General features: G+C 64.4%; 11 protein-coding genes and 1 pseudogene. 10 read left to right on the forward strand and 2 right to left on the reverse strand.

Features of this window, described 5'->3' with window-relative positions; all coding sequences use genetic code 11:
• Positions 1-436 precede the first annotated feature (436 nt).
• Entirely contained in the window at positions 437-1207 is a 771-nt protein-coding gene (locus tag AC5RW2_RS35845; RefSeq protein ID WP_494032050.1) for a hypothetical protein, read from the reverse strand.
• A 265-nt stretch (positions 1208-1472) separates the two neighbouring features.
• Between AC5RW2_RS35845 and AC5RW2_RS35850 the strand changes: the two genes are divergently transcribed.
• The 10 genes from AC5RW2_RS35850 (at position 1473) to AC5RW2_RS35895 (ending at position 13178) form a co-directional block, all read left to right on the forward strand.
• A complete protein-coding gene (locus tag AC5RW2_RS35850; protein WP_494032051.1) occupies positions 1473-1712 on the forward strand; it encodes a hypothetical protein in 240 nt (79 codons plus the stop codon).
• Positions 1712-2731 (forward strand): conjugal transfer protein, encoded by a 1020-nt coding sequence (locus tag AC5RW2_RS35855; RefSeq protein WP_494032052.1) that lies wholly within the window; start codon positions 1712-1714, stop codon positions 2729-2731. The genes AC5RW2_RS35850 and AC5RW2_RS35855 overlap by 1 nt, the downstream gene beginning before the upstream one ends.
• A gap of 4 nt (positions 2732-2735) precedes the next feature.
• Positions 2736-2999: a hypothetical protein gene (locus AC5RW2_RS35860; protein ID WP_494032053.1), complete on the forward strand. Its 264-nt coding sequence runs from the start codon at positions 2736-2738 to the stop codon at positions 2997-2999.
• 2 nt (positions 3000-3001) lie between these two features.
• Positions 3002-3547: a hypothetical protein gene (locus AC5RW2_RS35865; protein WP_494032054.1), complete on the forward strand. Its 546-nt coding sequence runs from the start codon at positions 3002-3004 to the stop codon at positions 3545-3547.
• Positions 3548-3562: 15 nt separating this feature from the next.
• Entirely contained in the window at positions 3563-6088 is a 2526-nt protein-coding gene (locus tag AC5RW2_RS35870; RefSeq protein WP_494032055.1) for an ATP-binding protein, read from the forward strand.
• A gap of 1 nt (position 6089) precedes the next feature.
• Complete coding sequence (locus AC5RW2_RS35875; protein ID WP_494032056.1) at positions 6090-8168, forward strand: hypothetical protein; 2079 nt, start codon at positions 6090-6092, stop codon at positions 8166-8168.
• Positions 8165-9745 carry a peptidoglycan DD-metalloendopeptidase family protein gene (locus AC5RW2_RS35880; protein ID WP_494032057.1) on the forward strand — a complete coding sequence of 527 codons (1581 nt, stop codon included), beginning with the start codon at positions 8165-8167 and terminating at the stop codon, positions 9743-9745. The genes AC5RW2_RS35875 and AC5RW2_RS35880 overlap by 4 nt, the downstream gene beginning before the upstream one ends.
• Positions 9742-10380, forward strand: a complete 639-nt coding sequence (locus AC5RW2_RS35885) for a hypothetical protein (RefSeq protein WP_494032058.1) — start codon at positions 9742-9744, stop codon at positions 10378-10380. The genes AC5RW2_RS35880 and AC5RW2_RS35885 overlap by 4 nt, the downstream gene beginning before the upstream one ends.
• Before the next feature lie 432 nt (positions 10381-10812).
• Positions 10813-12891 (forward strand): FtsK/SpoIIIE domain-containing protein, encoded by a 2079-nt coding sequence (locus tag AC5RW2_RS35890; RefSeq protein WP_494032059.1) that lies wholly within the window; start codon positions 10813-10815, stop codon positions 12889-12891.
• Positions 12892-12899: 8 nt separating this feature from the next.
• Positions 12900-13178 (forward strand): hypothetical protein, encoded by a 279-nt coding sequence (locus AC5RW2_RS35895; RefSeq protein ID WP_494032060.1) that lies wholly within the window; start codon positions 12900-12902, stop codon positions 13176-13178.
• Between the two features lie 187 nt (positions 13179-13365).
• Here AC5RW2_RS35895 and AC5RW2_RS35900 read toward each other — a convergent pair.
• Positions 13366-14310 (reverse strand): annotated as a pseudogene (locus AC5RW2_RS35900) (hypothetical protein); the annotation flags it as partial.

Consider the following 14310-nt stretch of genomic DNA (forward strand, 5'->3'; position numbering starts at 1 on the left):
GGTTCCTGTGGATGAGCCGGTTTTTCCACGTGCATCCTGTGACGCCTGTCTTCCGGCCGCCAGAGGGCCGGCTGGCAGGGTGGGAAATCCCCGAAATCACAGGGATGCAGCGCGTGCATCCTGTGACGTTTTGTTGATCGCTGCTCAACAAATCGGGAGTTATCCACGTGCATCCTGTGACGGCTGACCACGTGCATCCTGTGACGCCTGCTGCCTTACATCCCTTGTGCGGTAAGGGATGCGCGGGGGTCCCCATGTAGTTAAAAACCCATTTCTTAATTTCATATAGTGGGTGCGCGGTTTGCTGTGGATATGTGGACTTGGTCCCGGCAGGGGCGGATGCACCGCACAGGGGCTGCTGTGCGTGGCCTATCACCTGGCTGGGTCCTCCGGTTGCCTTCGCCGCCGGATACTGTGCTCGCCTGGTGGTGCTCACCTAGACCAGATCTCCCCGGGATACGGAAAAGTGGTCCAGTCCTGCGGCCAGTTTGCGGTGGATCTGATAGATCCGCTGGCCCAGTGCCCGGCGTGTGCGTCCCAGTTCTTCGGCGAGCGCGTGCTTTTCGGCGTTGGTGGAGACGGTGTAGCGGCCCAGGAGTTTGGCTTCGTCGGGTCGGAGGACTCCGTGTTCGGTTGCCCATCCGATGACGGTGATGAGTTCTTCGAATGCGCTCTTCTCCTGCAGCGGGTCGTCGCCGTGGTCGGCGCGGGTTTTGGTCAGGATGCCTTCGAGCATGGCGTCGTCGGTGGGGAAGCATCGTTGGGACGGTGCCGGGTGGGAGTTGGTGATGAGTCTGAGGGCGTTGAGGACGAGGGTGGCGCAGACCTTTTGGGTCTGGTGCAGGGGGTAGGTTCTGATGGCTTCCCACATGGCGGCCACGGCGTGGCATTGGGCGTCCTGGTGGGCCAGGGTGACCAGGCCCTTGCAGGTTCGGGTGAACTGGACGGTCTTGGGCAGCATGGCCTGCAGGAGGGTCCGTTCGGCGGCTGGGTTTCCTGCGGCGGCGGCGGAGAGCATGGCGTAGAAGAGGCGGTCTCGTTCGGCTCCGGTGGATCCTTGCAGGAGCGTGACGGCCTGGCTGCCGCTGAGCTGGCCCAGGGAGCCGTAGTGGGCGGTGCGGCTGGCCAGGCGGTTGGTCCATTCGGCGTTGAGTTTGCCGATGACGCCTCTGGTGGTCATGCGCACGGGTGCGGTTCCGGTGTTCATGGGGGCTCCTTTGTCGAGGGGTTCTGTGGAGCCCACGTTGCTCAGCTGCTCTGGATGAGCTTCTGGATCAAAATTTCGGCCGCCGGGGGCGGACCGGTTTCGAGCCCGTGTGGGGTCTGGATTGAGCGGCCGTATTCCGCGTGCCGGCGGGGAGTCGGGGTGTGGGGGAGTGCGGGGGAAATACTTTTTTGATTCGTCTGGAACTCTGCGTTTTCCGGTGACCTACATGGGGTGACAAGGAAAACAGGATCAGGCGGGAGTACCCATGAGCGAGGACGGCGAAGCAGTTTTTCCTGCTTTGGAGGATGAGGATCTCTCCGGCTTCCTGACGGACGCGTCCGCTGCCATTTCGACCGAGGACGAGATCTACGGTCATATCGCTGACTTGCTGGAGCGTCCCTTCGATGAGGGGTGTCAGGAGAACCTGGCCTCGTTCCTGCGGTCCCCGGAGCTGCGGCAGGCCAATGCTGCCGCCCGCCGGATCGGGATGCCGAAGGAGCAGTGATGGATTCGGGATTCTTTCGACGCAAAGGCAAGTCTGCCGGACCCCGCACCGGTGCTGCCGTCTCACCGGTGCGCACGGGGACGGGTGTGCATGCCGTCCTGCCCAGGGCTGTCGTGGGCGCCTTCTACGGCGTTGTGGCGCTGAGCTGTGTGCTGTCCATCGCGGCCGGTGTGACTGCCGTGGCCGTGTCGGCACAGGAGCGTACCGCCGCGCCGGTTCAGCCCGCAGCCTCCGGGTCGTCGGCGGCCTCATCCTATGCGTCGGCCTATCTGGCCGCGTGGCTGTCCGCGACCAGCACCGACCATGCGGAGCTGGACCGTTTTCTGGGCGCCTCGGCCGCCGAAGCGCTGCCGGCCGTGCCGTGGGTGTACAAGGATCTGGCGGTGGTGTCGGTGGATCAGGACGGCGGGCCGTTGGTGGCCGTGACCGTGGCCGCGTCCGTTCAGGATGCTTCTGGTCAGGATGTGTCTGGTCAGGGTGTATCTGGCGGGGCGACGGCCTCGTGGGTCCGGCGGCACTATCAGGTCGTGGTCGCTGCCGGCGATAACGGGAGCCTGGCGGTGGTGGGGCTGCCGGCCCCGGTGGCCGGCCCGGCCGTCTCGGACACTGCCGTCTCCCTGGAGTATCCGCAGTCCCTGCCCGTGTCCGGGGATGTGGCCGCGACCGTGACCGGTTTCCTGGGCGCCTATGCGGCGGCAGACGGTGATGTCGGGCGGTATGTCAGCCCGGGCTCACGTATTGGCCCGATCGATCCTGCCCCGTACCGGCAGGTGCGTCTGGTCTCACTGCTGTCCGCCTCGAGCCCGGCCGAGGTACCTGCTGACGGCGATCGGCTCGAGGTCCTCGCGACCGCATCGCTGCTCTCCGGGGAGCGGGCCAGCCCGTCTACCTATGCACTGACCCTGCAGTCCCGGGCGGGCCGCTGGGAAGTGGCAGAGCTGCGGCCGGTGCCGGTGCTCGCCGAGACCCCCGCCGGGGAACCCACCGCATCACCTGACAACGAATCAACCGGAGGATAAATCCATGAACTCGCTTCTGATCCAGGCCGGCACGGGCATCATCGCCACGGTCAACGAAAAGCTGGGCCTGCTCGAGGTGACGATCGTCAGCCTGGCGACCGTCGTGGCCGCAGGCATCGGCCTGTACGTTGCGCACCGGCGCCGGTGGACCATCACCGGCATCATCCTGGGCATCTTGGCCGCCGGGCTTCTGATCTGGGGAGTGATCAGCGGTGCCGACTACGTCCAGTCCCTGATCGACAGTGAATTCAGCGCCTCGGGACGCTGACGGTGGCCGCCATCGAACCTGAAGTCGGGCAGTTCTACACCCGGGTCCGCCGGGTCAAGCCCATGCTGGGCCGGTTCTGGGAGGGCACCCCCATCCCCGGCGGGCCCTACACCCTGGTCCAGGGGTTCTTCGCTCTGCTCGTCGGCTTCACCGCGCTGCTGACGCGGGGCGGCCTGTGGTCCTCCGGGCTCATGCTGCTGGATATCGTTCTCGCCCTGGGGGCGGGGTGGGCGGCCGCCTGGCTCAGCGGCAAACTGCCGCCCACCCGACGGAACCCGGCCACCATGGTCCTGGACGCCGCAGCCGCCTCCTTCCGGCCCCGCCAGGGGACATACCGTGGCCGGCCGGTCGCGGTGCGCCGGCCCCGCACCCGACGAACAGCCCAACCGCCCCCGGCCGAACCCTCACCGGCCGAACCCTCACCGGCCGAAGCCCCATCGGATGAACCGGTGCCGCCACATCCCCCTGGGGCCCCGCCGGTGTCCGCGCGGCCGGCCGCCGTGACCTCCGGTGTCCAGCGCCTTTTGTCCCAGACCAGCTCCCGCTAGCCAAGGAGAACCCCTATGCGCCGTATCCCGATCACCTCCATGGCCGGCAACCTGCTGTGGACGCGGGCCGGCACGGTCTGGGCGCTCTGGCGGCTCCAGCCCCAGCCCTACGGATACGGCACCGCCGAAGCCAAGTTCCTGGTCAAACGCCATCATCAGGCCCTGTTCCAATCCCTGTTGGGCGAATCCCTGCTGCTCGGCCTGTGCGCCGACCTCGATCCGGCGGCCGTCATCGACAAAATGCTCGAAGGCGTGCCGTTGGACCAGTGCCCCGACTACCTCGAAGAAGCCGAGCTCACGCTGCAGGAACTCGAATCCGTCCCGGTCGGCACCCGGGCCTTCTGGCTCGCCGTCCCGCTGTCCGAACCGGACCTCAAAACGAACCTGACCGCCAAACTCCATGCCGCCGACGCCGTCCTCCGAGAGCATTTCGGGCTGCCGCGCCGCTTCGCCTCACCCACGGAACTGGCCAACACCATCCAGATCAGCGGGGAGGTCGAAGCCCTCATCCCCCGCGAATTCCACCCCACACCCGCCACGGCCGCCGAAATCCTGTGGATCCTCGACCACATGCAAAACCGCGGACTCGGCATGGACCCCGGCGTCCCCGACCCCGACCCCACCTTGGAAACACGCCCCGTCACCGGGGCAGTCTTCACCGATCCCTGGATCGATGAAGGCGGACAATCCGACACCGAGGGCCTCACCCGCTTCACCCCGTTCAAGCGCCGCTACCTCAAAATCGGCAATCAGCGCACCGAAACCACTTCCTACCAAACCCTCATGGCGCTCACCGGCAGCCCCCGCGGCGGCTTCGAATTCCCCGGCGTCGAATTCATCGCCGCCCTCGACGACCTGCCCGTCGACGCCGACTTCGCCATCCGCTGCACCATCACCCGCGCCGACAAAGCCAAACAACGCAACCAACGAGCCGAACGAAAACTCAACGAACAATTCGACCAACAGGACAACGGCGAACTGGCCCTCACCGGCACCGGCGGCGAACTCGAACAAATCGCCATCGACCTGGGAAACTACCAATCCGCCCTGGCCCACTCCGACAGCGAAGTGGAAGTCCAGGCCACCATCATCGTGGCCGTCGGCGCCGACAACCCCGACGACGCCAAAGACAAAGCCCGCTTCATCGCCGGCCACTACAAACGCCGCGAATTCCTCTTCGAAGCCCCCCTCGGCGGCCAGGAAGACCTGTGGTGGTCCATGATCCCCGGCATCCCCTCCACCCGCCTGACCATGGAACTATCCCAGCTCACCACCGGACGCGAATTCGCCATGGGCGTGCCCATCGTCTCGACCGACATCGGCGAAGACCACGGATTCCGCATCGGAGACAACATCTCCAGCGGCAGGCGCTCACCGGTGTACATGAATTTCGGCGGCAACATGGAGAACGACATCTCGGGCTCCTTCGGGGTGACCGGCGAAAACGGCTCCGGAAAATCTACCTTCCTGAAAGTGGTGGCCGGCTACACCTTCGACCGGGGCGGCCGGCTGGTCGTCATTGACCGTTCCGACAATCAGGAATGGGCCGCCCTGGGCCGGCAGCTCGATCCGGCCCGCTCGACCGTGGTGGATCTGGCCCGGCCGACGAGCACGCTCGATCCGCTGCGCATCTTCGGACCCCGGGCCGGGTCCCGGATGGTCCAGTCCCTGTTCGCTGTCATGCTCGGCATCAAGCCGATGAGCCTTGAAGGGTCCCTGATCGGCAAAATCCTCGACCCCGGGTACGCGGCCACTCACCACATCACCTCACTGCGCGCTCTGCTGGCCCACCTCGAATCCGGTCACGGCATCACAGCGACCCACGCGCAGACCTGCCAGAACCTGGCCTACCGGATCAACACCATCGCCAGCACCGATCTGGGGGACGTCCTCTTTGACGACAGTCTTCCGGCGCTCTCCCTGGACGCACAGGCGGTCATCTTCTGCACCCACGGCCTGGACCTGCCCAATCGGGATGAACTGCTCAATCCGTCCCTGAAGGAAGACCTGGGCCTGGAGAAAATCTTCGGCCGGGCCGCTTACGCCCTGCTGGCCGGCATCGGCAAATCCCTGTGCTTTGCCAACGATGAGCAGGAAACCCTGTTCATCGTGGATGAGGCCCACCACATGACCAGCTCACCCGAGGGAGAAAACGAGATCAAGGACGTCATCCGCTACGGCCGCAAGCACAAAGCAGCCGTCGGCCTCGGGTCCCACGACGCCACCACGGACTTCGGCTCAGCACAGCTGATGGGCCTGATTCCCCAGCGCTTCGTTTTCCGCAACCGCGACGATGACCTGGCCCGCAATAACCTGCGCTGGCTCGCCCAGATGGATACTCCCGAATGGGTCGATGTCGTCACCAACCACCTCTCACCGCTGCAACGCGGCGGTGTCGCCCCCGAACGCCGGGGAGAATGCCTCTACCGCGATGCCAGAAACCGCATCGGCAAAATGCAGGTCCTCATCCCCCGCTCACCGGCCAGGCGCCAAGCCGTACTCACCACCCCACCCAAGGTCAGCCGCCAGGAGGTGCGCTGACATGCTGCCCAGCACCGTCCGAAAAGGAAGGAAACAGCCAACCGCACCCCAGCCCGGTACCCCCGGGAAGAGCGCCTCCGGGACGAGGGCATCCACGGCCGCTACCCGGATCCTGACGGCCGCGGTCCTGGCCCTGGCCGCCACCCTGGCAGCCGCACCTGCCGCCCACGCCGACACCGGTGAAGGCAACGCCCTCGATGCCATGTTTGAAAGCCTGGCAATCAAAGACAGCCACGGCATCAGCCTCTACCAATACCTCAGCCTGCCCATCGACCGGGGAGGACTGACCAACATGGACATGTGGTGGCTCGGTGCCCTCATCGACATCTTCTGGACGATCCACATCCTGCTGGTCATCGCCGTCTTCACCCTCATCGAATTCCTCATCTCCTTCGAATGGGTCGCCTTCATCGCCACACCGGTCAATGAAATCGCGCTATCGTTTCAGGACCTCACCTCCCAGCTGCACTGGGTCCCCTTCGCCATGACCCTGACCATGGGCGTGGCCATCCTCTACATCATCCGCGGCAAAGTCTCCTCCGGACTCCTCGAAATCATCATTGCCGGGCTCCTGGCCGTCATGGCGACCGGAATCCTGGCCAATCCCGTCCAGACCGTCACGGGCCCCACCGGACTGCTCGCCAAAACCCAGGACTACGGCGGCGAACTCGCCGTCGCACTGGTCACCGACCCCAATGCCCCGTCCCCCGCCCACAGCACGGACCCCAGCGACATACTGAGCGAAACCGTCATGGCCCAACTCTCCGACATCTTCGTCCGCATCCCCGCCCAGACCATTTCCTTCGGCAATGTCCTGACCGACGAATGCGACCAGATCTTTGACGACAACATCACCGGTGCCGACCCGCTCAATACCAAAGACAGCACCCTGCGCGACCGGGTAGGAGAATGCGACGACGACGCCAAGGCCTACAGCTCCTCAGCATCACTGACCAAGCTCGGCGTGGCCGGCATCATTCAAACCGGCAGCCTCGGCCTGATCATCATCGCGCTCGCTTTGGCTGTGGTGTTTCTTGCCGCTGTCGGCTTGACCCTTTGGGAAGGTCTGAAGCTGATGGCCACAGCGTTATGGGGCATCCTGCCCGGGGTAGCGCGCAACGGATTCTGGCAGTCACTGACCATGGTGTTCCTCTACGCCTCCATGATTGTCATGGCGCAGGTCCTGCTAGCGGCCTATCTGAAAATCATCGTCTACGTATCCGGGTCTACCGCCCATCTGGGCATCATCGCGCAGATGGCCTTTGTGAACCTCATGATGATCCTCCTGGCGGTTCTGCTCTGGATGATTTGGCGGAAGGCCAAAGCCAGCGGCCAGTCGCTGGCCCAGCGGATCTCCCGACTGGGCATCACCGGTGCCCAAAGCAAGGCGCGGCCCGGCCCGATCAAGACCCTGATGGAGAAGGCAGAACCCTACGCCCGGGATGCCTGGAACCGGCATCGAAAGCGCCAGGACGAAAAGGGGCACGCTGATCCCAGGCAGGGGGGACATACGGCCAGCCCCGTTCCCGCAGGTGGCTCCTGGCGGGCGGGGAGTCATTCCGCGGCTGGCAGCGGGCGGTTCCAGCAGGACGGTGGACGGTTCGAGGATCTGGGCGAGCGCCGCGGTTCCTCCCCGGCCGCGGGTCTCAAAGCGGTATCCGGCCGGCGGCAGTCGGCGCTGACCGCAGGCCCGGACAGTGCCGCCGCCGGCCCGCCGGCTCCTGCACCGGGATGGGGAACGGGTTCCAAAGCCGCGACGACGTTGAAGGCGGTCTCCACTGCGGCGAAAGTGGCCGGCGGCCCTCACGGCACGGCCATCGCGTTGGCTGCCGGGACAGCGGCCAAAGCCATCGAGGTCAAGCGGAAACGGGCACCGGCAGCGGGGCCGGCTGCACGGACTGTACCGTCCGTGTCCCGTCGGATTGTGGTCGGGCGGGACGGGCGGGCCTCCGTGCAGACAGCATTGGAAGGACGGGTGCTCACTCCTCCCGCGGCCCGGCGAACGCCCCGGCCGCGGCATGAGGCGCTGGCCCGGAAGTTGGCGGCCGCCAGGATGGCGGCCCGGGCAGCCCGGCGGTGAGGAAGCTCTGTATTGGCGGGGCCGTCCTGGCCGGGTTAACGGTCCTGGCTCTGGTGGTGATGCCGTTGCTGGCGGTCACGACGATGGCCGGTGCGCTGGGCGGGTCGCGTCCGGAACAGCTCAGTGCGGGGCAGGTCGGTTCAGGGCAGTGCGTTGTTCCTGCGGTCAAGGGGTCGGTGGCGAATCCTCTGGTGGGGCGGGTGACGGACCGGTTCGGGCAGCGGCCGAATCCGTTTGGTGCGGGTGTTGTCCCGTTGCCTTTCACTTCTGAAGACCAGTTGACGTTTCATGCGGGGGTGGACATTGCCGGGGTGCCGGAGGGGACGCCGTTCTTTTCCGCCTCTGCGGGCACCGTGACGTATGTCGGGCCGTCCTCGGGCGGCAACGTCATTTACGTCGATGCCGGCGGCGGGACGCGGTTTGTGTATGCGCACGGAGCCGACGGAACCATCAGGGTGCAGATCGGTGACACAGTCCGGGCTGGAGATCCGCTGGGCGGAACCGGAGCCACCGGAGCGGCCACGGGGGTGCATCTGCACCTGGAGATCCAGGTCGATGGAAAACCGGTCAATCCTGAGACGTTTCTGGCCGACCGGGGCATCACCATAGGGGCCGAAGACTCTTCGGTCCCGCAGACCCCGGAAGCGGTTGCTGCTGCCGGTCTGAGCGTGATGGCCCCGTCCGGGGAGCCGATGGTGCTTTCCGATGCCCAGGTCGGGGTGGCCCGGGCCATCATTGGTGAGGGTCACCGGCTGGGGGTGCCCGATAGCGCTTTGGTCATTGCGTTGATGACGGCGCTGCAGGAATCGAACCTGCAGGTGTACGCCAACCGAGCGGTGCCCGAGTCGCTGGACTACCCGCACGATCAGGTCGGGGCAGACCATGATTCGGTCAATGCCTTTCAGCAGCGGCCGGCCTCCGGCTGGGGGAGTGTGGGGGAGCTGATGGATCCGGCTTATGCGGCCCGTGCCTTCTTCGGGGGGCCGACCGGGCCGAACGGCGGGTCTCCCCGTGGTCTGCTCGACATTCCGGGGTGGGAGGGTATGCCGTACGGGCAGGCGGCGCAGGCGGTTCAAATTTCCGCGTTCCCGTCCGCTTATGCGAAGTGGGAGACGACGGCGAAGCAGATCCTGGCTGCTCTGGGCGGGGACATACCGGCCCAGTGTGATCCGGCCCGGGACGCGGCGGTCGAGGCCGTCGACACCGCCGGCACCCGGGCGGCACTTATTGCTGCGGCCCGGGAGGGAATCGGCGGCAGCTACCAATGGGGCGGAACCGCTTTTCGCCAGTGGGACTGCTCCGGCTACGTTCAATGGGTCTATGCCCAGATCGGGGCCGAGCTGCCGCGGACCGGCCAATGGAAAGCCGGAGATAAGACCTCCGATCCGCAACCGGGTGACCTCGTGGTCCAGAACTGGGACGAGCAGAATGAGGTGTGGGGCCATGTGGGTATCTACGCCGGCAACGGCATGATGTACAGCGCATTGAACCCGCAGAAGGGGACGCTGCTGCATCCGGTCTCCTGGAGCGAGGACTCTGAATACTTCGTCCTGCTCAGCGAGGAGGGACCTGCGTGAGGCTCAGGCCGGAGGCACTGATCTGGAGTGGTGCCGCGGTGTTGGCAGCGGCCGGCTGCTGGCTGTTCCAGACTTCCGATGCCGGCTCCACGGCCGGTGCTGTTCTGGAACGGCCCGCCCCGGCGGCGGCTGGTTCCGCATCCGGGGATGTCCCCGCAGTGCCGCAGACTCAGGCATCTGCGGCGGTTGTTCCAGAACCGGTGAACACGTTTCTGGACGGTATGTCCCCGGAGCAGGAGCGGATCCTCTCGGCGGCGGCGCGGGACTTTGTCATCGCCTATCACAGCAGATCCTGGCAGGACTCCCCGGGCATCTGGGGTGAGGCAATAGCGCGGACGGCCACCCCGGGATTCACCGATGCCCTCACGGGCTCCGACGTCAGTTACTCGTCCGTGGCGTGGGAGCGGTTTGTCGCTGGCCGGTCCCGTACCGAGGTGCATATCAACCGGGCAGCTGTGGCCGAGGCTGGCCGGTCCCGCACCGCCTCTGTGGTGGTGGCCTATGACGTGCGCGTGCTCAGCGAGGATCCGTGGGAAGCCGCTAACCCGGTCCAGTATGAGCAGCTGATCGAGCTTGAACAGGTCGGGGACGGCTGGAAGGTCAGCGGCTATTCTGACCTTTCACCCCGCCCATAGACCCGGGACCCCGGCGGCCTACGGAAAAGGGGGCACTCCGGGCGGGTGCGAGCCCTCCGCGGTATGTCCCGGCAGCACCCGGGGATATCTGTCGCTCGTGCGGTCCGTAAGGCCATAACCGCTGCCAGCTTTCACGCTAGATCCGGCAGAGGAAGTAAAGAGGGAGCGGCTGCCAGGGGCTACGGCAACAAACCCTGCAGGCAGGTAACCGGTGGATCTGGATGGAGATACTTTTCCTGACGGTGGGGGATGATTCATCGACCCTTAAGAACCGCAAGCGAACCTAGTGTCGATGATAGACCCTACTGTCAAGAGGAAACCGGCATTTTCCGACGGCGTGTCGCCCCGGCACCGGGCGTGGAGTGAATAGAACAACGGCCGGCCGAGCGGCCTACAGGAGGTGAGAAGGAACCGGACGGCGAGAGGCAAAAAGTGGTTCGTACGATCAAGACAGCCAATAGCCGGTGGACAGGTCCCGAACCGGAGCTCACACAGCTGACCCCGCGAACACCCATCTACCCCTACGCCGCCGTTGCCATCACCGCATCCACAGCGGCCGGCGCAGCCGCAGCGTCCTTGGCCGGCCGCCCCTCCCTGATCTTGCTCATCGGCCTGGGCGGTATGTCCCTCCTTATCCTGGCCGTGGCAGCCGGAATCCGTTCGGCCAAACGCGGCAACATCCATGACAACGCCGTAGAGGAACTCAGCAGCCTCCTCGGGGTCCGGAAGCCCACCCGCACTGTCATCCGCTGCTCGAACTGGCACGGAGGATTCGTCGGCACCCCGGGCAGCATCACAATCCGGTACGCCAAACACATCAACGGCTCAGACCCGGCCTGGGCCGCAAAAGTCGTGGACACCTGCAATCGCACCTTCGAAGCGAACCTGAAAATCCACAAACACAACCAACGCAGCAAACTCCTCTGCCTCAAAACCGACCCCGCCGCCGACAAGCCGCCCAAGGACGCCAGCCCGGAAGCCAAACGAGCCCAGAGAGTGATCAAAGACCTCTTCGGAGAATCCGCCGACGTCACCTTCGACGAAACAGGCGGCCAGCTCAAGACCCTGAGCATCAAACACCAGCAGGGCAACAATATGGCCATGGGATCCCGCCGCGTCAGAGTCGAACGGGTCCTCAGCGCCAGAGTCAAAGGACGCTGGAAAGCCCACTGGGATCTGGAAAACGATACCGTCACCTTCACGCTCAGAAACCAGCTCCCCACCCTGGTCCGTCCCCCCACAGAGCAGGCCGCGCTCGCCGTCGACCATGAGCACTATAAGAAATTCCGGATTCCCTACGGCGTGGACGAAGACGGCACAACGCTGGAATGGTGGCCCGCTGTCCAGGCCCACATGATGGTGGTCGGCGGCACCGGCACGGGAAAGACCGTCTTCGAACACAACATCGTCCAGCGCATCACCCAGGCCGGCTGGCGTACCTGGATCCTCGACGGCAAACGGATCGAATTCGTCGGTTTCCGCGACTGGCCCAATGTTGAACTGGTGGCCTCCCGAATCGAGCATCAGGTGCGCCTGGTGCTCGCCGCCCACGAGCTAATGGAAGAGCGTTACGCCCTGATCGAAGACGGACGGGCGAATCTGGCCGACTTCGAACCCCTCGCACTCGTAATCGACGAGCTGACCACCTTCCTCAAGCGGGTTGAACGCTGGTGGAAACAAGTCAAACCCAAAGGCGCACCGGCCAAACCACCGGTCCTGGACCTCATCGCCGATCTGGCCCGCCTGGCACGAAGCGCGAAAATCCACATGGTGATCGGCCTCCAGCGTCCGGACGTCGAATTCGTCGGCGGTGAAATGCGGGACAACTTCGGCGCCCGCGTCTCCATGGGAAGAATGTCCCCGCAGGGAGCACTCATGATGTGGGAATCCGCCGCCATCGGAACCAGCATTCCCCGAGCAGCCCGCGGCCGCGGCATCGGCCTCAACGACAACTCCCAGCCCACAGAGATCCAAACGTTCTACGCCCCCGATCCCAACCCCAACGGCCCGGATTTCGCCGCCGACGACGTCGCACAACTACGGCCCACACAAACCCTGTATCCCCGCAAATCCATCGAAATCCTCGACCCCGACCAAGACGACCTCGACGGCAAGCCCATCCAACTGACCTTCGATGACTATGCCCAAGCCAAAATCATCGACTACATTCCCGCCGAAAACCCCTCCGATGCCACGGCACCCGATACCTCCCGGTATGTCCCGGCCCCGGACGAGGAAGACCTGCAGCAGCCACCGGAAGCAGCCGGGGAGCTCCAGGACTTCGAAGGCTATACCGAACCCGAACACCTCCGAATCACCGACCTGACAGAAGGCGACCTGGCACTCATCGACGAATCCCTCGAACTCTGGGGAATCGTCGAAAACATCGAACCCGACGGCCTCGACGACACCTGCCTCGTCCTCGACTACCGAGCCTTCGACACCGGTGAACCAGACACCGTCAGTCTCGACGAATCAACGCTGATCCCCGTCCGGCACCCAAACCTCTAAGGACATCAGTGAACAACGACAACGAAACCGACAACTTCGTCCTGCTTCTCCTCGGCGCAGCAGCAGTGGCCCTTGGAATCATCCCCATCGGCGCCGCCTTCACCACCATCCGAGAATGGCTCCTCGAGCACGGCATACTCGTACCGGCCTCCCAGTCCCTCCTGACCCTGCCCCAGATCAACGCAGGCCTCGACCTGCCCCGCCTCATCATCGGCGCTGCTGCACTGATCCTCATCATCACCGCAGCGGCCTTCAGCATCCGACGAACCCGCAGCCGAGACAAATAGGACATAGAGGGACATACCGTCATAGAAATCTCACCCAAGGCATCCAGCCTGCCGCTCCTCGGCAACCCCGGCTCCTGGCACAGCAGCAATAACCATGCCAAATGGCCATCGAGCAAGACTCGGCTTCGCCAAGACATAGGCAATCCGACTGAGCACTAAGACCATCCGGTTCAGATCCGTGAAGGACCTACGCCGCATAGGCAGCTAATCCAACCAGCGAAGCATCTTCATCCGGCGGCGGCAACCAGTAATCCTCGCGCTCGCGGTCCCAGACCTCGGCTTCAATGAGCGGCGGGGTGTAAAGCGTGCTGCCGGGGAGGCCTGCCAGGAATTCATGCCAGATTCGGCGTTCACGACGATGCTGCTGGATCTGCCGATTGACGTCGTCCAGAACGCCGAGGCGGTCTGCCAGTTGCATCAAATTTGTCGTATGAACGATCCGCCATGTTCCGTGCCAGCGTTCGATCATGTCGAGCTCGTGCAGGGTTTTCAGTGCCTGATCTACCGCAGATGCTGATATGCCGCTCTGTCTGACGATGTCTGTCGTGCGTGGTGCTGTCAGTGTTTCCACCGCCTCATAAACGAGTGCTGCAACAGCTCCCAGTGCCCGAAATACAGGGCGTAAGGCATGAATACGTCCCTTAGACCAGGGTTTGGTTTCTGCTACTGCCGCGTCTTCCGGGCATAGCTCCAGCTCGTAGACATCCGCTTTGACGCCCTGTGCGTGTTCCCGTAGCTGCAGGGGAGACCCGGGCATTCGGCTTAATTCCTTCAGCAAGCGTGCCACAGTGGCGTGGTGCAGTCCTGTTGCCACCGCCAGTGCCCTGCATCCTACGTCCACGGTGGTAGAACCCAGCATGTGTGCGTAAGCAATCAAAGCTCGAAGCAGGAGTCGTTGATAGATACCGGAGCGCCGACCACTCAGCCTCTGGTCGAAGAGAAACAGCACACTTCGAAGTTCACGAATCTTCTGGTGACTTAACCGCTTAGCTGACCCTCCAGTACCGCCCCCCTGTGAGTTAAAAGTCCCGTTTATGTCGCATTTACGGATACGTCTGTTCGGGGGGCGGAAGGAGGGGTTTTTTTGTACAAAGCTCTCGGCTTTTGACCATTCGATCCTGAGGGTCTGATC

This window comes from Arthrobacter sp. B0316-1-20, from assembly GCF_059091865.1.